Here is a 23,493-nt window from a genome sequence, read left to right on the forward strand (position 1 = left end):
TTTAATTTCCCCTTTTTATGTTTTCTTCGAATGTTAAATTTAAATATGCGACAAGCAACAAACACAGCAAAACCATCGTTAAAGCAAGAGGTCAATAGAATGTCAAAACTTAAAGATGCACTGAAAAATGAATACGTAAAATCTCTGATTCTTCTAGCGATTATTCTATGCAGCATTGTTGCTTTCTGGTTTGGTTTGAAAACATACTTGAGAACTGACTATCCTTTGCTTGCAGTGGCTTCAGGAAGCATGATTCCCACTTTGAATGTCGGTGATTTGATAATTGTTCAAGGTGGACTAAATGTAGATGATATTGTTGCGGAATATGAGACAGGCGACGTTATAGTTTTTCACAAACCACGTAATTCAGACGAGCTTATTGTTCACAGAGCCGTAGAAAAACATGGGAGTGGTGATATTGCATTTTTAAAGACCAAAGGAGACAACAACCCTTCGGGCACCGACCCTTGGGAAGTCGATAACACTGACCTTGTCGGCAAAGTTGTATGGAGCATTCCGTACCTTGGTCAAATTCCCTTACTCGTCCGTACACCGACAGGAATGTCAATCATTGTCATTTTAATAGTAATTCTAATTCTTCTTGAATTTGTAATTCCATCCTCTAAGGAAAAGAAAAAACCAGAACAATCCACAGAAGAAACTGACGTTTTGAACATTGGATCTCTATAAGGCTTCTTTCTCAACGCATGTGTGAGAATTCTTCAACTCACTGAAACTTGTCAGATTCTTCTCATAATTGTTCTATAACTGAAGAAACTGAAGCCTTGTGTAGTCTTTTACCTCTTTCCAAGGCGCTCGAACACAAGTTGAATCCTCCAGCAGCTTCAAATGTTACTGAGGGAATGTCATAGTTTAAGGAATAATGCGTATCGAGAACGTTTTCATTTGGCATAAGCAGACGACCATGAATCGAAGGTCATAATCCGTTTATATCTGCTGGGTTTCCACCTTCTCTTCTTACAGCTTTTATAGCTATTTTACAAATTCTAAGAGTCTTTCGAAATATTCTAGGTTTTATTTTAGGGTGAGTTGAGATTGCCGCACAGAAATCGTGGATTGGTTTTCTTAGAATTAAATACTCGTAGTTCAGAAAGAAATTGTGGAGGTCTATAATGATGTTGGGTTTAGTTTCTTTGATTGCTTTAGCAACGATTTTTGTTTCTGGAAATTTTTTCTTCTTATAATCTCGGTTCATGTCTCCTCTATATGGTTTGACTGAGCAGGCGATGTATGAAATAAGTATCGAAGTTCGACCATCCTCGCATACTTTCCTATAAAGCTCCGCTCCATCTGGATTCGCCATGGGGATTATTGAAACTCTAACCTTCTCCATTAAATCCTCTTCATCAAGTAATTCTCCAGCATATTCCATCATCGCTTCTGTTGACGTAGGCTCATTACCGTGCTGTCTACATACTATCAAAACCCGCTTGTCGTCCTTTCCTATTGTTAACAAGTAAATCTCTCTTCCAAGTCCCGATTTGCCAATTGAAAATAACTCAGCGCCCCGATCTCTTAAATGACCCAATTCATCAACGATTTGATGATAAGAACTAAGTCTCAAAGTCCTCCTCCTTCCAAACATTCACAGTTTTTGAGTGAACAACTATTTTCGTAGTTTCCTTATAAATCAGCTTAGTCCAATTGGAACGAAATAATAAGATGCGTGCGGGAGTGCCTTCAGTTTTTGTTTATAAGCCTTATATATATATATAGAGACACATGCAAATGTATAACGCTTAAAGGTGTTATGAATGCAAAAGGTTGATGCCAGTATCCGCATTGAAAACGTGGTTGCTTCCGCAACTTTAAAGCAACGTGTCGACTTGAACGCAGTCGTGAAAGGATACCCAGGTGTAGAGTATCGACCAGAACAGTTTCCAGGCTTGGTTTTTCGTCTTAAAAGACCAAAGACTGCTACTTTGATCTTTAACTCTGGAAAAATGGTTTGCACTGGCGCAAAGTCAGAGAAGGAGGCACGGAGAGCTGTTATGCGCGTGATTAAGGAGTTAAAAAAGAGCGGTATAATCATCATCAGTAAGCCTGAACTGAAAATTCAAAACATTGTGGCCTCTGCAAGCCTTGGAGGAATGATTGACTTAGAGAAGGCAACTTACGACTTGGAAAAAACTATGTATGAGCCAGAGCAGTTTCCAGGTTTGATTTACCGCATGGCTGAGCCTAAAGTTGTTATATTGCTTTTTGCAAGCGGAAAACTTGTTTGCACGGGAGCTAAACGGGAACAAGATGTGTACGAAGCTGTTGGCAAGCTACATAAAGAGCTTGAAGAAAAAGAACTGATATTCTACGATTGATAAACTAAATAGTATAACACCTTGAAAAGCAGTTACCAGAAAAAACTCAACTTGAAAGAGCGTCATTATGTTATGCATACGCTATCCTTTAGTTCAAACAACCACTAGCATCAATTGATGCCAGTGGTAAAGCAAAAAAAAAGAGGGGATGGAAGGAAAAGCCTTAGTTTCTGGAATGTATCATAGTAGCGAGGAATGCATGGTCTATGAGCGGAAAAGAAGTTAAGAAGTGTCCTAAATGTGATGAGAAATTGGTTGAGGGTACGGCTGAAATCTTTGGCAACACTTTTGGGTGTACACGTGCACCTGAAAATCTTGAAGCTCTGCAAGGAGAAAAAATCCAAACCTACTACTGCAAGAAATGTGGCTACCTTGAATTCTACAAAGAAAAGAAGAAATAGGCTTCCCTCAAAACACACTTTTTAGGTTAAGAAGGATAGAGTAAATCACAAAGAAATTGGTTGTGATTTGTGTACGCCACTATTTTTTTCCGAAACTCAAGCGCGCGCAGTATTCGCGCGACTTAACTCTGCAACTTTTTGATGTGCTCCTCAACTGCCATGAGTTCCTTCTTTAGCTCTTCTGCGTACCCTTTCAACTTCTCAACCTTTTCTGCTTTGGTAAAGAATCGTCTATGATGACCATACCCGTGTCCATGTCCATGCTTCCACCCATGATGAGTTTGACCGCAGCAACAACATTCTCTATGCATCTTCTTACTCACCTCCATTTCAGTGCATTAGAAGGTATTCAGAGCGAAGTATTTATGCATACACAAGAACGCACGCGCAAACTTCTTTCTTAAATCCTTAATAGAACTTGAAATCATGCTCTGTAAACAAAGGAAAGGCGCGCGCAGCTTTTTCGTATATTTCCTTTAAGCCCTTTTAGAGAGAAGTATACTGCTAAATGCCACACTAACGACGTACAAACTCATTGATAGGAAGAGTGGAAAAGTCCCGGCAATGAAGGATACTGGCAGCCAATACGTCCCAAAGATTGTAGAGAAGGTGAATATGAAGACAATCCCCTTGATCAGCTGCGTATTCGCAGCAAATGACTTAGACATAGTAATAGCCCAAAAAAACTGAGCTATGTCGAAAAACAAGAAGGCAAAACGAAAAAGCCACACTCCTCCACAGGTTTAGAAAAGAAGTTGACGAAGAGCTAAGAAAATATCTGGAACAGTTTGACTCTGAAGCCGAGTTTCACCTAGATGCCGAGTAGCATTTTACTCGATAAAACTAAAATTCAACGTTACCAGCCAAATAGCCACGCAACTACAACACAGCAACCCAAACACGATAATTGCCGTGATATCCCTGAAACTCAGAAAACGCTAAAGGTTTCTTTGCGAAGAGGAAGCAAAATAAAAACCAACCTAGCCACATTAGCCGAAGTAACCGCCACAGGCTTGGTTCAAGCGTCTGGAGGAGACAACCAAGACACCGCCGATTGCATTCTAAGAAACGAAGACGTTAGCCTTTGGAAGAAGAACACGTTGCAGCATCTTCGCAGAACATTGTCATAAGAAAAGCCGTTCTTTACTATCCTGTTAACATTATTTTGCGTGCGAATTTAATATAGTAATGCTAGATTAGAAGGACGCATCCTTCCTTAGGTCTTTCACTCTTCTTGCTTTTCCTTCGAATCTCGGCAGGCTGTTATATGGAACCAAAACCACATTTGCCTTAATTCCAGTTACTGTTTTTATTGATTCCAGAACCTTGAGACTTAGACTTTGAAGTTTCAACAGGTCTCCGTCTACGCTTTCGAAAGCTTCTTTTTCCGGCTCAATATGCACTGTCATAATGTCTAGACGGTCTGGACGCTCAAGGACTATCTGATAATTCTGAGAGGCTTCTTCTACGAGAAGCAATGCGTGTTCCACAGTGGTTGGCCACATTTTTACACCTCTAACTTTAAACATGTCATCTGCTCTGCCTAAAATTCTACTCATTCTTCCAATAGTTCTCTCACAAGAACATTCTTCTGTTGTAAAGGATGTTATGTCGCCTGTTCTAAATCTAAGCACGGGCGTTGCCTCTCTAGTCAACGTTGTTAACACAAGTTCTCCAATTTTTCCCTCCTCAACTGTTTCTCCTGTCGCAGGATCAATAATCTCTGGTATAAAATAATCTTCAAAAATGTGTAGTCCGTTGTGCTCTGGGCATTCCACTGATACTCCTGGACCAATTACTTCTGAAAGGCCATAAATGTCAAAAGCCTCGATTCCCAAAACTTCCTCAATTCTACGTCTAAGCTCTTCAGACCATGCTTCAGCTCCGAACAACCCGCTTTTCCATTTAAGTTCTTTTACGGGGTCTATCCCCAACTTTTCGTTTGCATATTCACCTAAATAGGCTGCATAGCTTGGTGTACACACAAGTATAGTTGTTCCGTATTCCTTTGCAAGTCTTATTTGCCGTTCGGTGTTGCCAGAAGCGATGGGTAAAATTGTTGCACCTATTTCTAATGCTCCATAATGGAAGCCTAAACCGCCAGTGAACAAGCCGTATCCGTAAGCATTTTGCACTATGTCATTTTTCTTTGTTCCAGCAGAAGCATATATTCTCGCCATTGCCTTTGACCAGATTTCCAAATCTCCTTTGGTGTATGCACATGTGGTTGGATGCCCCGTCGTTCCAGAGCTTGCATGTAATTCTAGAACTTCGCTTATGTCCGCGGCTAACATTTCATATGGATAGGCTTTGCGAAGGTCTTCTTTGGTGGTGAAAGGAATTTTCTCAAGATCATCCAAGGTTTTTACGTCGTCAGGAGTTATCCCAGCATCCTCAAATTTTCTTTTATAGGCCGGAATCCTTTCATAGGAATGCCGCACAGTTTTTCTTAGACGTTCCTCTTGGAGTTTCACGAGTTTTTCTCTAGGCTTTTTCTCATATTCAGGCTGGTAAATCCAACTCTCAACTGGACTCTTCACCGTATCACCGCGAGTTTATTAGCATAAGAGTTTGATACATAAAAATGATTTCGTTTTTCTTTATTCACTTGATTTTTCTTCGTGTTTGGGAAAATAGTTTTTCGAGTTTTTCTTCTGAAACAGGTTTCGTGGCTAGGCTCACGCTGAAGTAGATCAGGGCTGCGCCGAACATCAACAGCAACGCCCAGCAACCCCAGTGGTGTAGACCAACAACTTTTCCATAGGCGTTAGGGTGAAGAATCGTCAGTATCAAACCATAAATTATAGTGGCGATGGCGCCCCACTTCGTTGCTCTTTTCCAGTACATAGAAACTCCGACAACGAAAAAGAATATTCCAGCCTGAGCAACTGCTGAGCCAGCCATGAACTCTGAAAGAATAGGTGGAGGCGAGGTAAAAGTCCACCATAACGGTATGGCGATAAACAGGGTGAGCATCAGCTTCGTAAGCCAAAAAAGTTTCTTTGGAGAAGTTTTCGGATAAGCATTATGAATAAGGTCTCGCGTGATGTTAGTGGCCATGATCATAACCATTCCAGCTATAGTTGCAACCGACGCTGCAAAAACACTTGCGGCAAACAAGGACGCCAACGGAATGCCACCGGCACTTATGCTTACGTAAACTGCTGCTGAATCACCGTACATGGGATAGTATTCAGAAGCCATAAGGGCGCCTTCCCAGACCGATCTGGCTGCAAACCCTGCAATGCCAATCCAGAGGGGGGTCGAGCCGCCTACGATAATTATCAGCAACATCATCCAATACTCGCGTTTAGTGATTTTTCGAGTGCCCAGAAAACGCGCTATGTTATGCGGGAAACCTGTCGCCATAAAGAGAAACATGAACATTGCAGCTATAACGCCAATATAATCTACACCTGGAAAAGCTAAGCCTTTAGGCGGTGGCAGAGGCAGCGTGTAGTTTCCTAATGGGATTTCTGTTTGGTTACCTCCAAGATAAGTAAACGTCTGATTCCCAATGGATCCTGCTATTTGTGCTGGGCCACCTGCCCAGAAAAGGACTGCTATACCTAATGTCCAGCCGATAATTGTTAATAGAATGCCTTGGAAACAGGAGACCCATTGAGTACCTGTGTATCCGCCTACAATCAAGTATATTAGCACTAAGATTGCTGTTGTTAGTAGGCTTCCATAGAAGGGAATGTTGGTTGTTATCGTCCAGACGGTTGCCATAGCTTTATACTGCCCCACCGAGTAAACTATAAGAAGAATGATCATGGCCAGTCCAGCCAACGCTTGTACCGTTCTGCTTTCAAACCTTACTCTTAGCATTTCTGGCACAGTTCGAGCTCCAAACGCTACGTACCTGCGCATTCTGTAACCAATTACCAAGCATATTGCTGTCCCCATAACACAAATTGTGCCGATGAGCCAGCTACCTGACCAGCCATAAGCGTAGCCCAAACCCGCGTTTCCAAAGATTGCCCAACCGCTCAAATAGCTTGCAACTAAAGCAAAACCAGTTACAAGGGGGCCGATGTCTCCACGACCCACCAACCATTCCTCAAAATTCTTAGCTTTTTTTCTCATGAAAAAGCCTAAGAGAATGCTTATTGTCAGAAACGCTGCTATAGCAGCAATGACGCCGCCCGCCATTTCTGGTCCTACTTCAGGGATTGGGGGAGCCATTTAATCTTCCTCCCAATAGTAACGGGTCCTTATGAAAACTGCTAGGAGGGCAAAAACTATTGCAAGCAAGCCGTGACCCCAATACGCATACCAGCCACCTAGTAAATAGGCGATGATAGGAACTAGAATAAAGCATAACACCATTATTGCTAATAAACCGTAGATTTTTCTCAAGGTAGTTCCTCCACCTTTTAAAGAGTCATACATTAGCTAATTAGCTCTTTAAAAGAATAATCCTCATTTTCCAAAATTTTTTATAGTAAATCCAACTTCAAGAGTCAAAATTTCTGATTGCTTGATCTGAACGAAGCATCCAAACGTCATAGCAAACATAGAACGGCGAAATGAAGGAGATTAGTAAATTTATTCCGAATTCGGAAATCTTAAATTGAAGTTAGATGCTTAGCCATCGGTGGCTCTGTACTGTGAATTCCGAGTTGAAACGAGAATTTCGGTGAGGGAAAATTGAGTTTTCAGATTAAGCGGCTTTGGGCATTGGAAATTCATGCTTGCACTTCGGACACTTTACATCTTTACATTGGACAAGAGAGGGGCATCCTGAACATGCGAATGCTCTTCCATAACTGATGTCAAAGGTGAAACCGCATTTTGGACAAAGAATTAACTGTTTTTTCTTGGACAATCGCTTTTTCTCCGATACGAAACGCACATGAAAAAGCCATATACTATTTTAAAAGTTTTTTTATTAATACATCCATTTTCCAAAAAATTGAAACAGAATGCTGGAAATATTTAAAGGTGGAATGGAGTAAATCTAACCAATTAATAATTAGTGTGGTAACGGAAAAGAACCAAGTGAGGTAGGGAGATAATGTCTAAAGCTTCTAAAATAGAGAGAACGGAACTCTATAAAAATCATCTGGTTCAAGTGTTTCTAAGCAAGTTTTTAAGTGGAGAAATTCCAAGATTGGACCCTGCTTTTGATCCAGATCAAGGTTATAAGTATCCCCTTGTTGAAGCAATTCTAGGCAACCCTGCAAAAGTTGAAGATTTTTTGGCTAAATTGAGCAAAGCTGGAATTCTAAAAAAAGAACTGTATGATAAAATCCTATCTTGTCACAGTTGTGGCTCACCTAAAATTTCGATACACTACAACTGTCCTCATTGCAAATCGTTCAACGTCAGAAAGAGTGCCTTGATAGAACATCTCAAATGCGGATACATTGACACAGAGGACCACTTTAAAAAAGGAGATAAGCTCATTTGTCCAAGATGTGATAAAGAACTAGTCCAACCAGATGTTGATTACCGAAAAGCGGGAATATGGTGTACATGTAATGACTGCAAGAAAAGTTTCGACATCCCTGTTCCATCACATTTCTGCCGAAACTGCCGGAAAAACTTCATCTTTGAAGACGCGGTTTACGAAGACGTCTACTCATATGAATTGAGCAGCGAAGCAAAAAAAGAGGCTTCGCTTGGGTGGATTCTAATTGCTCCAATAAGAGAATTCTTGGAAGGTCACGGATTCGAAGTGGAAACACCTGGTTTTCTGAAGGGAAAATCTGGTGCTAGCCACATGTTTGATATTACGGCTTTTAGAACGGGCGTTGTAAAAGACGTGACAGTCATAGACCTTGCTACTTCTGCTGAGGATGTTATCTCTGAGCAACCAGTTATTGCTATGTTTGCCAAAATCTATGATGTTACCCCTGACAATGCGTGCTTGATTGCGATTCCTAAGATTGCTGAGAATGGGAAGAGAATGGCGAAACTTTACAACATTACTTTAGTTGAAGCGAAAAATCCGAAAGAAGCAATAAAAGCTTTGGAAAGCGTTTGCATTAAACAAGAAGAATAGTTCTTAGTTTGGTGAGTAAACAGCATTATTTCCACGTTCAGTTACAGCCTTTACAAAATATGGTTTGCTCGGTAGTTGAGCATCACCAAGGAGACATGTTCCGTTTTCACCAGAATTAATAAACACATTCACATCATAATGATCATAAATTATGGAATTTATGATCCACAAAGAAACTACATGAGTGGTTAAGGGACCATTATTTTTGAAAGTAAAAACCACTCCACTCGTTACAACTCTAACACCAAGGAAATCTACTTCAATATTTGTGCGAACGGTATCATTTTTTTCGTCATGCAACTTTATAATCATCGCACTGTCGTCTCGTACATAGTTTCGCCATTCATCTGTGAAATTTATGGCATAATAATCCCAGTTACCAGAAGGAGTATGTCCTATGGTGTTGTTAAAGCCACTATCGCTGTATGTATTGGATGCCCAGTTATAAGCCTTCAAATACCCTTTTTCAAAAGTATTGGTAGCCAGACACCTCATCTGCACTTCAATTGTATGAATTAAAGATAATGAATAAGTCGATAGGTCTATGATAAAGTGCCATTAAAATCTACCTATATGTTGGAGGACTACTTTCTTCTTGGAAAGTCTCCCAATTACCGTCAATCACTTTAGTATCTACGTAAGTTCCACTCACGTGACTACCTAAATTCACTTGATACTCTGTTTGAAAAGTGAACCACGCAGAATATGCAATATTAATGTTAACGACATTGCTGATGCTACATCTATTTCGTCTAAGCTTACGAATGTGCCTTATAATAGTTTACAATTTTCGTTCCTTTACTAGTCACCACGTTTATGTGATACAAGCCACCCGCGTCCCAGCTAAAAGTGACATTTAGCCATCCATGTTCCCCAATTTCCAATGTGAGCGGCGTAAAGGATTGGCTTGTGAAGTTCACATACACCGACGACACTTCAACTGCTACTTTTCCTGTGTTGCGGAGGTAAATTGAAATTACGTCTGATGTAAACCATACATCTTCTGCGATAACGCGTTCTCCCATAATTTGATGCATGTTGTCGGTTATTACGTAGGTGGCTGAAGCTGCTAAAGACATGGCTGCTACTGCCACAACAGTGAGTAGAACATTGCTTAGAACAGGCGTGATCCCACGTTTATTTCCTAAAAACTTTCTCACACAATCACCATGCCACAAATTTCAAAGCGACATATCCACTTGCCATGAGAATTACACTGTGTTTCAATCCTGCGCTTACGGTGCCCTCACCCATTTTCCCTGCAACTAATCCGCCGAAAAACGCTTGTATAATACTCATGTGGAAGAAGATGCGCCATGCCTCCTCGGAAGTTAATGCAGAAAAGCCGATGATTGGTGAACTGCCCATTTCTACAAAGAATGTTTTGAAAAGCAAGACTATGGTAAATACGAAGACATAAAATGCAACGTAAATTATTGCGATGTAAGGTCTTGTTTGAGCTTTTCGCTCTTTCTCCATAGTAAGAGTGGTTTGAATAAAGTCTCCCATTGGAGCAAAGACTTCCTCTACATGCCCTCCAGAACGGCTAGCCTCAATAATCAAAGGCACAGTTCTCTGCACTAAAGCGGTGTCAGCGCGTTTTCCAAACTCTTGAAACGCTTCTTCAAAAGACAAACCCCAAGACATCTGATTTACTATTTTCTTCAACTCTGCAGTTAAAGGTCCGTAATTTCGCTTTGAAGCCTCCTCTAATGCCTGAGGCAAAGTCATGCCCGTCTGCTGAGCCTGAACAACGCTTCTAAACAAGTCGGGTAAATGTTCATCTATCGACTTTTTCCAGCGATATTCCACGTAATCTAAAACTGCCGGAGGAAACACGGTGACTACTGCTGCAAAGAAGAGATAGTCGTTTAAAAGTGGCTTGTCTCTCAGCGTCAAAGTCGCTGTAATTATTATGATCACACCTAGACAAACAGACACCGCCCACGCAATTTTCTTTTCCCATCTTTCAACTTTCGGCACTTCTACCACCGAGGCGAAAGAGCATCCAAGATTGTTATGAAGATGACTGAGCCGATGGGTATAACAATGTATGTTAGAAGCATCAACAGCAGAGTGGGATCCAGTATTCCAAGCCCGCTGCCTCCAAGCATAGCCATAACCGCTAGCATCACAACGAAAATAAGCGGCCCAGCTACGAGTAGTGTTACATAGAATTCTGAGAGCACTTCAAGAGTATCTGAAAACTTTCGCAAAGCAATACGTTTATACTTCATGTTTTGCCGCGATCTGTTCATCAAATAAGACATTAAATTGCCACCAGAGTGAATGGTTGCCACAAAGCCTTCAAGTAACTCTCTGAATTTCTCAGAGGGCGTGCGTTTTGACGCATTTTCCAAGGCGGTGATTACATCTGCACCAAAGAGCTCCACATCTCGAACTATAATTCTTGACTCGTCAATAACAGCTAAATTTTGAGGAATCTTTGAAAGAGAGCGAAACATGTTATTAGGCGGCACACCTGCACCTGCGAGAATCGCCAAATAACCAGTTGCAAAAGACATGCTATCGTCTAAGTTTCGTCTTATGTTGTCTGCTCTGTAAATAGGGTAAATGTAAAAGCAAACAACGGTTAGGGCGCCAACCAGTAGACCACCGCCCACGCCAAAAAAAAGGGATGGAAAGAGCGCTATTTGTAAAATAAAATACATTATTGGCGGAACAAGAACCATTGTTGAAACGGTAATAATTAAACTCGTTAGAAGAGTGAGGCTGACATAGGGCTTAAAACTTATTCTCATGCCAGATTTATGCAAACCAGTATCCATGTCTCTGAAGAGAGGTAAAAACCGATTCGCTCTTTCTCCCAAAAGGCGATAGGCAAAAAGTTGAGGGTTCCACTTTGTTTGCTCGGTATTCTTTGCTGATTGGCTGAAATGGTTTAGAAAGGCAGAAACTTTCAGACGAACTTCTTTTACAACGCGTTGACGTATTTGGTTTATCGATTTCTTAAGATGAGTAACGTTCATTAGCCGCCCATCCTTGCTTTTCTGTATATTCGGTTAGGGTTTGTATAGTATTCTCGGATGACGTTGGCGACTTGTGAGTATTTTCGTATGTTTTTTCTAACCATCCACTCTAGTACAGTTTTTCTTTTTTTCAGTTCCTCGCGAACTTCTTCCTCACTTACTCCCATCTTTTCCATGTTTCTCTCCAAAATGTGGCTTTGCCCCGTGTATTGGAAGGAGTCGCTTCTAGGGCTCCAGTTGAACACATCATTCGTATGCAGGTCTTTTGTTTTAGGGTCAAGAGCAGTAATTTCGGTTATTGTTGCTGTTCGCCTTGCAGGTTTGCCATCAATTTCTGTTCTTACTTGGATTGTTACAGCGTCAATCATAGCAAGTAGAGGTTTTGGTATGTTCATGGGCTCAGATTCCAATCTATTAATAACCGAGTTTACTGACTCACCATGGATTGTGCTCATTCCTAAATGACCTGTTGCCATGGCTTGGAACAACGTATAGGCTTCTGCACCTCTCACTTCACCTACAATTATAAAGTCAGGACGCTGACGCACTGCTGCTTTCAGAAGGTCGAATAACGTTATAGCGCCTGAACCTTTTTCATTTCCAAAGCCGATTCGTATGACGGAGGGAATCCAGTTCTCATGAGGTAGGTTGAGCTCAGCAGTATCTTCTACGCTTACAATTTTCAGCTCAGGTTTGATAAACATTGACAAACAGTTAAGCAGGGTCGTTTTGCCAGATGCCACTCCTCCAGCAACTAGAACAGACGCTCTGTGCTCTATAGCATACCAAAAATACGCCGCCATCTCAGACGACAACGTGTTGAAGTTTAGCAAATCTGAAATTGTAAGCGGGTCGACGCGGAAGCGACGTATAGTAAATGTAGAACCACGTCTAGTGACTTCACTTCCGTAAGTTAGTTGAATACGGCTTCCGTCTGGAAGCGATCCGTCTAACATGGGAGACGCTATGGAAATATTTTTGCCAGAAAGGTACGCTAATCGCACGATGAAAGAGTTTAACTCGCTTTCGTCTTCAAAAACGATGCTAGTGGGTAAGGACTCGTACTCGCGATGCCAAACATAAACCGGAATGTTGACACCATCTGCAGAAATATCTTCAACCATGCGATCTTTCATCAAGGAATCAATTTTTCCATAATGAACAAAGTCTCGTATAATATAGTACACTAATTTATCTACTGCTTCTTCGGCAATTTTTAGGCGATAGTTTTTGATGACTTCTCGAACTTTCTGTTTCAAATATTCAGCGGCTTTCTCACTTGTATCGATATCATTCAAGTTAACATCAATTTCTTCCATCAACGTTTTCTTTATTTCTTTAAGTATTTCAGCCTCTTCTTCAAGCAGTGTTGGCTCGATGACTTTGTAACGAACTTTTTGGGTTTTAGGATCTTTAACTATGGCGGCATATACGTAAGGTTCTTGAATTGAGTAGACCTCTCGGAACACCGAAGGCTTTTTCTTTTTTATCTGTTGTTCTGTTTTCTCCATCTTATTTCACCTTTGTTTTTCAGCGTGGAATCTGCTTGAAGGGCTAGCCTAAAGTTTTATCCGAATCCACGCTATATAACGTAGCGAGTCTTAATAAACTCTATGAATCCCCAATAATCCGCCACCCACATTTAGCCTCCAATAGACCCCTATTTGGAACCAGAAAAAATCTATAGGCTCAGCACGCCAGACACATGCACTAATCTCTTCAAAAATCTTTCGTTCACATTAGTATAGAGAAAAAGAAGTCTAATCTAAGTGGTGAGTGCACGCTATTTTGCACGATTGCTAATGTTCTTCTTTCTCCTTCTTTTTTTTGCAACTATACTCTCCTCAACAAAACTAGCATTACGCAACTCCCGCATATACCACACCCTATCACGTGCAAAGTAAGCCCCTGCTACTAAGCCAAAAACTATCAACGCCAATCCACTTAATGTTAACGCCAATCCCAAAGTACCTCCAGGTGTCTCCGAAAAACCCACTGGCACAAACAGAGCCCACTCTACTAATTCTGCCACAAATAATGTCTCCAAAATCCCACCCACAAACAAAACACTCCCAGCAATAAACATCAGATAAGCCGACATCTCATCATGCCTAGACTCTGCAGCTCTCTCACGCAAATAATCCCTAACCGACACCACTAACCCACACAAAAAACAACAACAGAAAAATATGTAAACCTTGTGACATATTACTATAGACCTGCAATTCACAAAACAAGGACAATTGCATATGTGTACAACAACAACACGGAAACGTTTATTAAATCTTAAAATTTACTATACGTTTAATGGGTGACTCTTTTGTCGGAGCTTATCTCAATACGATGCTCGGGGAATGTTGAAAAAGAAAGTAATGGCTGCTTCTGTGAAGCTTGTGGAAGGGCGTTTGAAAATACTATTCGATTAACTAATCTTTCAGTGACTCCCCTGCAAATCTATGAAGCTTGTCCATTCTGTTTCTCTAAATTAGATGAAAATGTAGTTTTAGACGAACTTGATAACTTAAAAGTGTTAATTTCAAAAGATTCAAATACTGTCCTTGAAAAAAGCCAGAAAAACATAAAAAGCCTTGAACCGACAGGATGCTCACATTACTTCGGATATTTAAAGAAACGCCCCAAAAACACGCCGATTCCAGACTCTTGTCTGACCTGTGAAAAGATGATACAATGCGTACTCTAGTAAGCCAACGGATCACTTCCAATGGGTTCAATATTATCAAATCATATTCAAAATCTGTATTCAATTTTGTGAATCATTATTCATAAATTATTTATTATTTATGCAGATTTATTATTGCTGGGATTAAGTATGACCATTGCGCGAATCAGCGTTAAAGACGAGAATGAGTTGCGGAAAATAGTTGTAAGTAATGTAAGTGCTGTTGAGAAAGAATTAACAGCAATTTGCCATAGCATGCCAATAGATTCAAAAACAAATATTGATGTTCTATGCCACGACGAAAACGGACAGCTGGTGATTCTCAAGCTAAGTACAAAAGAAAATGACAATATGTTTTTTGAAGGATTGAAAATCTTAGCTTACATGAATAACGTGAAACCAATGATAAAGTTTTCCTACAAAGATTTCAAAATAAACGATGCCAAAACACCGAGGCTTATCTTCCTAGCACCTTCGTTTTCAGTGCAGTTAGTTGATGTAGTTGGTCAGATGCAAGGAATCCAAATGGACCTCTACACTTGGGAGTACTTTGAATTTGATGACAAAAAAGCCCTGCACCTTGAACCAGTGTGGCTTAGTGAGGCAACGAAATCAATTCGACGAAGAACTAAGCCAGAAAAGCTAAAACCACTAGAGACTGCTGAAAAAAAACCGGAAAAACAGCCTGAAACGGTGACAGAAGAGTTTGTGATGCCTCCAGAAGAAGTTAAGCCGGAACAGCCTAAAAAAGAGCAAAAAGAACGAGCGAAAAAGAAATCAATTTTCTCAATCTAAGCTGTCTTCGTATCCGCACAATTTTTTGAACTTTTACCTTTTTTGTTTTCTTCATCATCTAACTAGAGTGAAGAGTGAAAAGCCTATTTCTTAAATTTTTTAAGAGAGAATCTTATTGAAATATCAGGGTTATGTAAATGGATGTGAGATTGTTTGTTGACGACAAAGAAATTTCACTTAGTGAATTCGTAAAGAAGATATTTAGCGGGATAGTTGTGGGTGCAGTGATGTCGCTAAGAGGTATAAAAGAAGATTGGAAAGAAATCCGAGTTGAAGTAGAAAATTAAACAAAAACGGTCTTTGTCTTGTTGAGCAAAGTCGCAGTGCCAAAAAATCTTGCGAGCATGTTATTTGTCTATTTTCGTTGACCATTTTGGAACTCTGGTGCTCATGACAACATCCCAACCGTTAAAGGGCTTAATGTCTAAAACAGGAGTACCATTAACAGCGTCAAGGCCTTTCACCCAAAGAACATTTCCTTCGCGTTTTACAAGCTCCACCAAAGTCAAACCAATAGGGTTCGGATGAACTGGAGCCCTTGTAGCAAAAATTCCTACAAGCGGCAACTCTGCTAAACCTCGAGGATGAACCTTCAAAACAGTCTTTCCAGTATTCAATATATTGTGCAACCAAAAAATAACGAAAACGTGAGAAAACTCTTCAATACTATCTAAAGCTTTGGTAAGATCTTTTTTGAGCACTATCCTTGAAACAAGACTTTTGTCTTTAACATCCTCGTCAGATGATGCTCGCTCTACAAAACCTATGGGTCTGATCTTAATTTTTTTAAAAGGCAACAACAGCATCACAATAATAGCTTGTAATTTCGCTAAGAAAAGATTAACTCAGGAGTCTTACTGCTTTTGTATTTGTGTCGAACGCATCAACAAAAAAGTTTATTAAGTATTCCGATGCCTGATATGTTGACTTGTAATATTTACTAGAAAAGAGATGTTCGAAAAAAGAGTGAAAATGCAAATGCGGGGGTTGGCTGTTTTTATTGTGTTTTTCGCTATTTTCTTAGTATCGTCGCTTGCGATTTCTTCTCCTTTGTTTCCTGGAAACGTTGTTTGTTTTTTGTTTGGAATTTCAGATTTGAGCCATGTCTCTTTGGTAAATGCGCTTGTGAATGGAGTTTTTTATGGATTTATTGTGTGGGCTGTTTTCAGTTTAAGTTTTAGGTGGATAGAACGGTCTCTTTCTAAGGATAAGCTGGTGAAGGAGAAGAAGTAGTTTTTATGAAAAAGTGAATCCGGTTATGTGGATGATGCTTTCACAGTTGTTACACTTTATTGTTAGTTCTTCTAGTTGATCATTCTTTTTCATTTTGACTTCTTGAATAACGTAGGTGGTTTCTGTTTCATCTTCAGGCGAAATTACTGCTCCACAGCGGGGGCAGAGGAAGTCTCCGTTGCCTTCAATCTTTGTTAGATCAACCACATATACGGTGGAAGTTTTCTTCATTTTTCACTATTCCTTATTAAGTGATGCTTTGGTTTTACCAAGATTTTGATAAATAACGTTTGTGAATTGTGAATCCAGAGTTTGGAGTGTGTGGTTACTGTTTATATCTTTTGATTTTTTGTTTGGATTTTCATTATTGTGTGTGCATCTGTGTTTGAGAGTTGTAAAGTCTTTTTATTTTTTCGTAGGCTTCTTCGGAGTTAGTAATGTTTTCTACAAGTTTTTCGAAAGGGCATTTGTCGGTTTTCTTCAAGTTGAGAATTGTCGGAACGAGTGTTTCAAATTCGCAGTGGATGTTGTATGTGTTTAATATTTCTAAAGCGCTTTGGCTTAGTATGATTGCAAAGGTTGCTTTGACGTTTGAATAAGCGCAGAGAAGTGATGCGGCTCTGCCGATAATTTTGTCTGCAACTGATGCGTCTGAGAGATTGCCGTTTAGTTCTTCTATTGCCTGTAAGAAACCGCTGAGTCCTTCTTTGTTCGTTTCAAAGATAGGCTTGGAGTTTTTCACGAATACTAAGCTTAGTTTTTTATCTCTTAATCTCTGCTTAGCAACTTCTAAGTCGTACATCTTACCCTTTAACGACAAGTAATCTTATTTTCTTAAATGTTTGCTAAGTGATGACGAATAGTTTGTCTTCTGGTATGGCAGCAACTTTCCACGCCAGTTCGCGAACTTCTTCGTTTGGTAAGGTTTCTTGTGAGAGAAGCTGAGACTTTAGCTTTTCAAACATTGACTGATTCAAGGCGACAAGCATTTTTTGTCCAGTGTCTTTTCTTTCGAATTCTGCTTGAATCTTTTCAGAGTCTATTAGAGAAAGTTTTTGGTTACCGGTAGTACACTTTGTCGTGATCTGAAGCCCATCTATAATGCAAGAGAAAGGAATGCAATGTGGCAATGAAGCTGTGATTTTTGATAATTCGCCTCTTTTTATGCCTAGCCGGCTTAGTCCTGTTAGTCCCATTCTAACGCCGATAACCAGAAATGGTCCAAGATGCCCATGAAATTCCGCGGCTTTCTCCAAAATAGATGTGAGTTCTGAGGATATGTTACGCTCAAGAGTCATACTGTTCCTCCTTTCAAGCCTCAAATTCTCTTCGATGCTCCAATTTTTGAAGCTATACCTCTAACAGTTAAAGCATTCATTAAGGATACCCCTACTGCACCTCCTATAACACCGCCTACAGCATGCAATCCTGCCCAACTTAATACTCCCCCCCATTTTGCTAGGGCAACTGGCGGCATAAAAAATGATCCTATAATCAAGCCTGCAACAGCCGCCGAGAAAACAGAGATTGCAAATAGACTAGTTGAGCCTAGGAGCCTCTTCTCAAACAATCGATTGTATCCAATAAGGAACGTGAGAACATCAAATACAATAGAAACTGTGAAGAAGCCAAAGAAGTGCAATGCTGTAGGTCTGACCAACATGTTAATTATCAGCGCGATGAAGCCTACAAATGTGGCTGTCCCGAGTTTTCTTACCCACCATACTGCCAGTATTAACGCAGAGAACCCTATTACATCACAAAGGAAAGGTAAGCTAAATATTTGGAAGAAGATAGGTGATACTGTCACGTTTAGAACTCCCCAGAGGGCTGCAAAGATCGTTATTCCAGCCAGATCGCGAGTTCTGAAGTAAGCCATAAAACCACTCTCAGAGTAATACTTTTTTAGAAAAATGTAATACTAATATTTAAACCTTCATAATCTTAAATCCGTCTCTTCTTCATTAGCTTAACTTTAAAACCCAGAGTAAATAACAATTAATACAGCATCTCCTAAATTATATATTTCAAGTTTCTCAAGTTATTCCGTTAATGCAAACATTTTATTCAAAGCCTTCTTTGCTTTCTTTGCAATGCTTTTCGGAACGCTGACAGGGTTTTGTTCTTCTTTTAAAGAGTGGTAAAGTCTTTCTAAAGTGGTGAGTTTCATAGCGTTGCATGTTGCACCTCCGTATGCAGGAAGGAATTGTTTGTCGGGATTTTCTTTTCTAAGTTTATGAAGAATCCCAACTTCGGTGCCGATGATAAATTTCTTTACAGACAAGATGTTTGAATATCTGCAGATTTGTGAGGTGCTTCCAATGAAATCTGCAATTTCCCTTACCTCTTTGGAGCATTCTGGATGCACTGCTACCACAGCGTCTGGGTGTGCTTGCCTTTGCGCCATTATGTCTTCTTTCATGAACAGTATGTGTGTGGGACAGAAGCCTTGGGGAGGAATGGGAATGACTTTTTTTCCGGTTTTTTCTTGGACGTATTCTGCTAGGTTGCGGTCGGGACCAAAAAGGATAGTTTCTCCATCAAGGGTTTCCACAATTTTTATGGCATTTGCGGAAGTGCAGCAGACGTCGCATTCTGCTTTTGCTTCGGCCAGAGTATTGACGTAAAGCACGACTGGTGTGTTTGGGTATCTTTGTTTCCATATTTTCAGTTGTTCGGCGGGAAGCATTTGAACCATGGAGCATCTTGAACCCATACATGGCAGTAGTACTTTTTTTTCTGGGTTGAGAATGGCGGCTGATTCAGCCATGAAATTTACGGCTGCGAACACTATTATTTTTGCATCTTTTTCTTCTTTTGCTCGACGGCTGAGTTCTATGCTGTCACCCACATAGTCTGCAATGTCTTGAATTTCTGGGCGTTGATAATTGTGTGCCAGTATTACCGCTTTTTTTTCTCGTTTAAGCTTGAGGATATCATCGACGAGTGTCATGTTTATTCTCCCAGAGATTATGGGCAAGGTAGTAAATGTGTTGGATAATATATCTTTAACGTATTTCATATAAACTCAACAAGGTTTGGCAGCTTTTTGCAGTAAATGCACTAGGCTTCAAGGATACGTGTACTTGGAGATGTCTGAAGCGAAGTTAAGCTTTGGCTGTTTTAGACGCAAAGAAGATTCCTGTAGTAACAAGGATTATTGTGCTGAGGGACCCAAAGAGGCCAATGTATCCCATGGTTGATGCAAGTATTATTCCTGACATGATTGGTCCGATTGTTTGGCCGATGTCCATTATGGTGGCTAGGAATCCCATAGTTGCGCCGTAGTTTTCTTTTTGAGTTAATTCAGACACAAGTGCGGGTGTTGACGAGGTTACTAGTGAGAATCCTAGTCCGTATAATATAGAAAGCACTAGGAGGATGGGGAAATCAACTGTTAGAGGAATGGCAATCAGCAGAAAACTAGTGATTAGTGATCCTATAATAATGGGTGTTCTTCTTCCGATTTTGTCAGATAGTTTACCCATGAAAGGCTTAGTAAGTGAAATTATGATGGGCTGCGCTCCTAAGATTATGCCTACTAGTAAAAGGTTCATCGTTGCGATGTCTTGAAGGTACCCCACCAAAAAGAATTCAACAGCTCCAAAAGTATAGTATTGAGAGGCTTCCAAAATGCCTACTATGAGAATTCCCTTGTTACCTGCGATTTTGCTCCAATCTTGAAGAACACTAGTGTTTTTCCTAGATTTCATCTTTTCTAGAGTTTTATTGAAATTTGTTGAGGTAATTTCTTTGAGATATATTAAAGCTGTGAATAGAGAAATAATGCCCGCGACTCCAACAATGACATATAGCTCACGATAGTTGTTGACTGTAATGAATAGAATTGAACCTCCGAGGAGAGGAGCAACACTTCTTCCTATAATGGTAGCTGAAGAAAACGTAGAAATTCTCTCGCCCCTTTTTGTCGGGAACAACTCTGCGATTGTTGCGTTTGAAACTGGAACAAATATGGCAGTTGCGAAACCGTGATAGAAACGCACTAGCACAAGTTGCCACCAAGAAGACACGAATAAATATAGGAAAGGTGCGGAAGCAAAGACAACACAAGATGTTAACAGAAGTTTTCTTCGCCCAAAAACGTCGGAAAGCCAACCAGCAGGAAAGCTTACAAGTATTCCAGGAATCGTAGAGGCTGCAGCAACAATTCCCAGTAATGCTTCTGGCGTGCCTAAACTTGTGGAAAACGGTTTCAAAACTGGGTTTTTCGACATTGTAGAACTTAGAATTGCAAATAGTCCTATGAAGCATAGCGTCCAGAAGAATCTGCTTGGTGCATTGTGAAACATGGCTTTTGCAAACTCGAAATGCTTATTTTTTCGTCTTCTTTCTGAGAAAGTTAAACCGCTGTTTTCTATCCATCTTATCTAGGTCGTCTTTGTATCTCTCTTTAACTAGGCGAAGCTTGCAGTAGGCATAAAGAGAGTCATATAGAAACTTCTGCTTTTCTATTGCCTCGAAGTCATCTTTGACAATCATCATTGAACCAGCGGCTATGGCTTTGAGTCCGATGCTTTCTGGTGCCAACGCTTTGTCAGTTGTGTCTGCTGCTCTAACAATCTTTGCGATCTCTAACAAAGCTGGATTTTTGAATTTGTATTTTTCTATTATCGCATCGAAAGTACATTTGTCGCTTTTGTGTCCCAACTCAACGTTAGGCACGTCAAACGGTATTGCCTTCTCTGTTTCCACAACCTCTCCAATTTTCTCCGCTGGAACGAAAATGAACTCTGCCGTTGGGTCCACGAATTTCTTAATTAACCAAGGAGAAGCAACCCTGTCGACATGCACGTGTTCACGAGTAACCCATCTCATCATGTTACCTCCATGCGGATAATTTACTTAGCGATTCTCCATATAACTTATGTCTAAAAGAAAAGCTCTGATTTCCGAATTGTATACTTCTAAGACACGACATTAAGAGCTCAAGTTGACAAATTGTTTCTTTATCCTTTCGATATTACATGTTGATGGTTTTTTCTCTTTTTCGGGACAATAACCATATTCCACACAGAAAGGGCCAGCGTTCTCAAAAAGTACTGGAGCAACTTTTTTGGCTTGTTTCAACATTTCGATTGCCGTCTCGTGGATTTCCCATTGGGCACGTTCGCAGCATCGCAAATTAAAGAAGCGGCGTAGCTCTCGAGCGTTCATAGTTACCACAATGTTAGTCATGGCAGCGTTTGGCAGAATAAACCTTGCGTCTTCCTTTGGGATACTGTATTTTAGCAGTTTTTGGTAAGCTTCTGAGATTTTTGCTAACGCGTCTTCAAATGTTTCCTTGGCGTCTTTGTGGTTTTTAATGCTTTTTGGAGTGACATAATGTTCAAGGGTGTTGTATGCTACATATCTTTGGCTTTGTTGCGTATAGGACGCTAGTCTATGTCTTACGAGTTGGTGAGTCAACGCTCTTGAAACGTTTTCTAGACTGAAGGTGAAAGAGGCATGCTCTATGACGGAAGTGTGACCGAAATCCATAACCCTCTGAAGTATTTTTCTAGCCTTTGCCAAATCGAGTTTTTTGAAGTTTTCTGATGTCACTACTGGATGCGTAGAGGTTAGAGCTGCCGAGGCGCAAAGCAGCTCTGGGTTAGGTGTGTAGCTGAGGAGCTTGACCTTCATCTTAACTCACATTCTTGAAATATTAGAATACTAGGGTGAAAAAGATTGTGAGCGTCTTAAGTTTAAATGTTGGCGTAGATATGGTTGCTTGAATATCGTCCAGTATCCATTTCGTTTTCGATTTCTCGCAGCAAAAGAATTCGCTTAAAAGTTGCAGGATGCGTTGAAAACCACATGTTGATAGCTGTCCACGTTGATTTAGCTTCTCTTTCCATGGCTATCTGCAGTTCTCTCTCATCTAAGACACCGTCCCGATCAAGGTCGTAAACATCTTTTCGCTTAATTATGCCTTGGCACTCCTGCTTTGCCATCGCGGGATCACCTATGTAGAAAGTTCTTGCGCCCGTTGTTGGTTTCGGCGAGAGTGAGAGCCCATAGGTGATTTTGGATAATGCACTCTGTAGATTTCTTGGCTGACTGGTTATGTAGGCGGAGTAGGCGTCAGCGTAATGTTCACGGTTTCTGCTTAAGCCCATTACACACAGAAGCGTAACTATGTAGACCACGTATGATATTAAGGCGACAATAAAAAGTGCGGCTCTGAGACCACCACCTTCCTTTTTGTCGCGGGAACTACTAATGCTGCTCCATTTCGCAGACTCAAATGTCCCCCAAGCGATCCAATAAGCAAGAAGAGGTAACGCTGAAAGCATGGTCATAACCAGATAGTCTTTGTGTTTGATGTGACCAAGCTCATGCCCGACAACCGCTTTTACTTCGTCTTTATTCAACCTTCTAAGCAGACCCTCATGCACTGCAAGAGTGGCGCCGCCGGCGGTTATCCCAAAAATGAACGCGTTTGGTGTTCCATCTGGAACTATTGCTAGTTTAGGCATGGGAATATCGCTTTTTTGAGCGAGTTCTTTTACCATCGATTCTAGCCACGGGTTTTCGCCTGGCTTCAAGTAGCGCAAATGTGTGGAGCCTCTCACGATGGTTGGTCCAATAAGATACTGTAGAAGAAGGAAAAATAGAGTGGCGATGAAAGCCAAGATTATTGGGAGTTGAAGTACAAACATTATCACTCCTAAGAAGACGACAAATATTATGCTGACTAGAAGGATAGATATGACCATAGAAAGTTTTAGCCGAGCTAATCTAGCCAAAGTTGCAGCCTCGTTTAAGAGCTAGGATTGCTTGTTAGAAATAAGCATTTTCACTAAACCCAAAAGCGAACCGCTTGCTAAATTGCGCCTGCGCTATCTTCTCGCCATTCTAAACAAAAAGCTAACTATGAATATAACTTCAGACAGATAGGTCAACTAGTAACCTATCTGATAAGTGCCAACAGCCCAATTTCTACCGAGAAAAAACACATTCGGGCAAACCATAAGTCCCGCGGCTATTGGACAAAAAATTACTGGCAGGAGCTCAAAAACCTTTTTCCTAAAGATTAAAGGTGATA

Annotated in this window: 31 protein-coding genes; 9 read left to right on the plus strand and 22 right to left on the minus strand. The window is 40.5% G+C overall.

Annotation, left to right across the window (positions count from 1 at the left end):
- The first annotated feature begins 99 nt into the window (after window positions 1-99).
- Window positions 100-690 carry a signal peptidase I gene (locus tag OEX01_02420; GenBank protein MDH5447843.1) on the plus strand — a complete coding sequence of 197 codons (591 nt, stop codon included), beginning with the start codon at window positions 100-102 and terminating at the stop codon, window positions 688-690.
- 61 nt (window positions 691-751) lie between these two features.
- On the opposite strand, the gene OEX01_02425 is transcribed toward OEX01_02420, so the two are convergent.
- Together OEX01_02425 and OEX01_02430 are read right to left on the minus strand one after the other, a co-directional pair.
- Window positions 752-913 carry a hypothetical protein gene (locus tag OEX01_02425; protein MDH5447844.1) on the minus strand — a complete coding sequence of 54 codons (162 nt, stop codon included), beginning with the start codon at window positions 911-913 and terminating at the stop codon, window positions 752-754.
- 24 nt (window positions 914-937) lie between these two features.
- On the minus strand, window positions 938-1,585 hold the full coding sequence (locus OEX01_02430) for a M14 family zinc carboxypeptidase (GenBank protein MDH5447845.1): 648 nt from the start codon (window positions 1,583-1,585) through the stop codon (window positions 938-940).
- A gap of 190 nt (window positions 1,586-1,775) precedes the next feature.
- Here OEX01_02430 and OEX01_02435 point away from each other — a divergent pair, with 190 nt between their 5' ends.
- Together OEX01_02435 and OEX01_02440 are read left to right on the plus strand one after the other, a co-directional pair.
- Entirely contained in the window at window positions 1,776-2,336 is a 561-nt protein-coding gene (locus tag OEX01_02435; protein ID MDH5447846.1) for a TATA-box-binding protein, read from the plus strand.
- Window positions 2,337-2,542: 206 nt separating this feature from the next.
- Complete coding sequence (locus OEX01_02440; GenBank protein MDH5447847.1) at window positions 2,543-2,737, plus strand: acetyltransferase; 195 nt, start codon at window positions 2,543-2,545, stop codon at window positions 2,735-2,737.
- A gap of 122 nt (window positions 2,738-2,859) precedes the next feature.
- Here the strand turns inward: OEX01_02440 and OEX01_02445 are convergent, their stop codons facing one another.
- Window positions 2,860-3,048: a hypothetical protein gene (locus OEX01_02445; protein MDH5447848.1), complete on the minus strand. Its 189-nt coding sequence runs from the start codon at window positions 3,046-3,048 to the stop codon at window positions 2,860-2,862.
- 253 nt (window positions 3,049-3,301) lie between these two features.
- Between OEX01_02445 and OEX01_02450 the strand changes: the two genes are divergently transcribed.
- Window positions 3,302-3,427: a hypothetical protein gene (locus tag OEX01_02450; protein ID MDH5447849.1), complete on the plus strand. Its 126-nt coding sequence runs from the start codon at window positions 3,302-3,304 to the stop codon at window positions 3,425-3,427.
- 125 nt (window positions 3,428-3,552) lie between these two features.
- On the plus strand, window positions 3,553-3,867 hold the full coding sequence (locus OEX01_02455; GenBank protein MDH5447850.1) for a hypothetical protein: 315 nt from the start codon (window positions 3,553-3,555) through the stop codon (window positions 3,865-3,867).
- 66 nt (window positions 3,868-3,933) lie between these two features.
- Here the strand turns inward: OEX01_02455 and OEX01_02460 are convergent, their stop codons facing one another.
- The 3 genes from OEX01_02460 to OEX01_02470 form a co-directional block, all read right to left on the minus strand.
- Window positions 3,934-5,277 carry a phenylacetate--CoA ligase gene (locus OEX01_02460; protein ID MDH5447851.1) on the minus strand — a complete coding sequence of 448 codons (1,344 nt, stop codon included), beginning with the start codon at window positions 5,275-5,277 and terminating at the stop codon, window positions 3,934-3,936.
- A gap of 64 nt (window positions 5,278-5,341) precedes the next feature.
- Window positions 5,342-6,925 (minus strand): sodium:solute symporter family protein, encoded by a 1,584-nt coding sequence (locus OEX01_02465; GenBank protein ID MDH5447852.1) that lies wholly within the window; start codon window positions 6,923-6,925, stop codon window positions 5,342-5,344.
- Entirely contained in the window at window positions 6,926-7,132 is a 207-nt protein-coding gene (locus OEX01_02470; protein ID MDH5447853.1) for a hypothetical protein, read from the minus strand. It abuts the gene before it with no gap.
- A gap of 625 nt (window positions 7,133-7,757) precedes the next feature.
- Here OEX01_02470 and OEX01_02475 point away from each other — a divergent pair.
- Entirely contained in the window at window positions 7,758-8,747 is a 990-nt protein-coding gene (locus OEX01_02475; GenBank protein ID MDH5447854.1) for a hypothetical protein, read from the plus strand.
- A gap of 3 nt (window positions 8,748-8,750) precedes the next feature.
- Here OEX01_02475 and OEX01_02480 read toward each other — a convergent pair whose 3' ends face one another.
- From OEX01_02480 to OEX01_02505, 6 genes are all read right to left on the minus strand, one after another.
- Window positions 8,751-9,242 (minus strand): hypothetical protein, encoded by a 492-nt coding sequence (locus tag OEX01_02480; protein ID MDH5447855.1) that lies wholly within the window; start codon window positions 9,240-9,242, stop codon window positions 8,751-8,753.
- A 263-nt stretch (window positions 9,243-9,505) separates the two neighbouring features.
- Window positions 9,506-9,907 carry a hypothetical protein gene (locus OEX01_02485; protein ID MDH5447856.1) on the minus strand — a complete coding sequence of 134 codons (402 nt, stop codon included), beginning with the start codon at window positions 9,905-9,907 and terminating at the stop codon, window positions 9,506-9,508.
- 4 nt (window positions 9,908-9,911) lie between these two features.
- The gene (locus OEX01_02490; protein ID MDH5447857.1) at window positions 9,912-10,730 is read right to left on the minus strand and encodes a type II secretion system F family protein; all 819 of its coding nucleotides are present in this window, start codon (window positions 10,728-10,730) and stop codon (window positions 9,912-9,914) included.
- A gap of 2 nt (window positions 10,731-10,732) precedes the next feature.
- Complete coding sequence (locus tag OEX01_02495; GenBank protein MDH5447858.1) at window positions 10,733-11,737, minus strand: type II secretion system F family protein; 1,005 nt, start codon at window positions 11,735-11,737, stop codon at window positions 10,733-10,735.
- Window positions 11,737-13,248: a type II/IV secretion system ATPase subunit gene (locus tag OEX01_02500; GenBank protein MDH5447859.1), complete on the minus strand. Its 1,512-nt coding sequence runs from the start codon at window positions 13,246-13,248 to the stop codon at window positions 11,737-11,739. Before OEX01_02500 ends, OEX01_02495 begins: the two co-directional genes overlap by 1 nt.
- A 272-nt stretch (window positions 13,249-13,520) precedes the next feature.
- Window positions 13,521-13,892, minus strand: coding sequence for a hypothetical protein (locus tag OEX01_02505; protein ID MDH5447860.1), 372 nt, complete (start codon window positions 13,890-13,892; stop codon window positions 13,521-13,523).
- A gap of 165 nt (window positions 13,893-14,057) precedes the next feature.
- Here OEX01_02505 and OEX01_02510 point away from each other — a divergent pair, with 165 nt between their 5' ends.
- The 3 genes from OEX01_02510 to OEX01_02520 all read left to right on the plus strand — a co-directional run bounded on the left by OEX01_02510 (window position 14,058) and on the right by OEX01_02520 (window position 15,499).
- Entirely contained in the window at window positions 14,058-14,438 is a 381-nt protein-coding gene (locus tag OEX01_02510) for a hypothetical protein (protein ID MDH5447861.1), read from the plus strand.
- Between the two features lie 129 nt (window positions 14,439-14,567).
- Window positions 14,568-15,212: a hypothetical protein gene (locus tag OEX01_02515; protein MDH5447862.1), complete on the plus strand. Its 645-nt coding sequence runs from the start codon at window positions 14,568-14,570 to the stop codon at window positions 15,210-15,212.
- A gap of 137 nt (window positions 15,213-15,349) precedes the next feature.
- Window positions 15,350-15,499, plus strand: coding sequence for a hypothetical protein (locus OEX01_02520; GenBank protein ID MDH5447863.1), 150 nt, complete (start codon window positions 15,350-15,352; stop codon window positions 15,497-15,499).
- A 60-nt stretch (window positions 15,500-15,559) separates the two neighbouring features.
- Here the strand turns inward: OEX01_02520 and tsaA are convergent, their stop codons facing one another.
- From tsaA to OEX01_02570, 10 genes are all read right to left on the minus strand, one after another.
- Entirely contained in the window at window positions 15,560-16,009 is a 450-nt protein-coding gene (gene tsaA / locus OEX01_02525; protein ID MDH5447864.1) for a tRNA (N6-threonylcarbamoyladenosine(37)-N6)-methyltransferase TrmO, read from the minus strand.
- A gap of 439 nt (window positions 16,010-16,448) precedes the next feature.
- Window positions 16,449-16,676 carry a hypothetical protein gene (locus tag OEX01_02530; protein MDH5447865.1) on the minus strand — a complete coding sequence of 76 codons (228 nt, stop codon included), beginning with the start codon at window positions 16,674-16,676 and terminating at the stop codon, window positions 16,449-16,451.
- A 133-nt stretch (window positions 16,677-16,809) separates the two neighbouring features.
- Complete coding sequence (locus OEX01_02535; GenBank protein MDH5447866.1) at window positions 16,810-17,265, minus strand: DUF1893 domain-containing protein; 456 nt, start codon at window positions 17,263-17,265, stop codon at window positions 16,810-16,812.
- 25 nt (window positions 17,266-17,290) lie between these two features.
- Complete coding sequence (locus OEX01_02540) at window positions 17,291-17,743, minus strand: formylmethanofuran dehydrogenase subunit E family protein (GenBank protein ID MDH5447867.1); 453 nt, start codon at window positions 17,741-17,743, stop codon at window positions 17,291-17,293.
- Window positions 17,744-17,763: 20 nt separating this feature from the next.
- The gene (locus tag OEX01_02545; protein MDH5447868.1) at window positions 17,764-18,324 is read right to left on the minus strand and encodes a hypothetical protein; all 561 of its coding nucleotides are present in this window, start codon (window positions 18,322-18,324) and stop codon (window positions 17,764-17,766) included.
- A 162-nt stretch (window positions 18,325-18,486) separates the two neighbouring features.
- Window positions 18,487-19,398: a quinolinate synthase NadA gene (gene nadA / locus OEX01_02550; protein MDH5447869.1), complete on the minus strand. Its 912-nt coding sequence runs from the start codon at window positions 19,396-19,398 to the stop codon at window positions 18,487-18,489.
- 154 nt (window positions 19,399-19,552) lie between these two features.
- A complete protein-coding gene (locus tag OEX01_02555) occupies window positions 19,553-20,755 on the minus strand; it encodes an MFS transporter (protein MDH5447870.1) in 1,203 nt (400 codons plus the stop codon).
- Window positions 20,756-20,777: 22 nt separating this feature from the next.
- Window positions 20,778-21,284 (minus strand): chromate resistance protein, encoded by a 507-nt coding sequence (locus OEX01_02560; protein ID MDH5447871.1) that lies wholly within the window; start codon window positions 21,282-21,284, stop codon window positions 20,778-20,780.
- A gap of 99 nt (window positions 21,285-21,383) precedes the next feature.
- Window positions 21,384-22,088 (minus strand): FAD-dependent thymidylate synthase, encoded by a 705-nt coding sequence (thyX, locus tag OEX01_02565; GenBank protein ID MDH5447872.1) that lies wholly within the window; start codon window positions 22,086-22,088, stop codon window positions 21,384-21,386.
- A 62-nt stretch (window positions 22,089-22,150) separates the two neighbouring features.
- The gene (locus OEX01_02570) at window positions 22,151-23,194 is read right to left on the minus strand and encodes a zinc metalloprotease HtpX (GenBank protein MDH5447873.1); all 1,044 of its coding nucleotides are present in this window, start codon (window positions 23,192-23,194) and stop codon (window positions 22,151-22,153) included.
- Between the last annotated feature and the right edge of the window lie 299 nt (window positions 23,195-23,493).

Source organism: Candidatus Bathyarchaeota archaeon (genome assembly GCA_029882535.1).
GTDB lineage: Archaea > Thermoproteota > Bathyarchaeia > Bathyarchaeales > SOJC01 > JAOUKM01.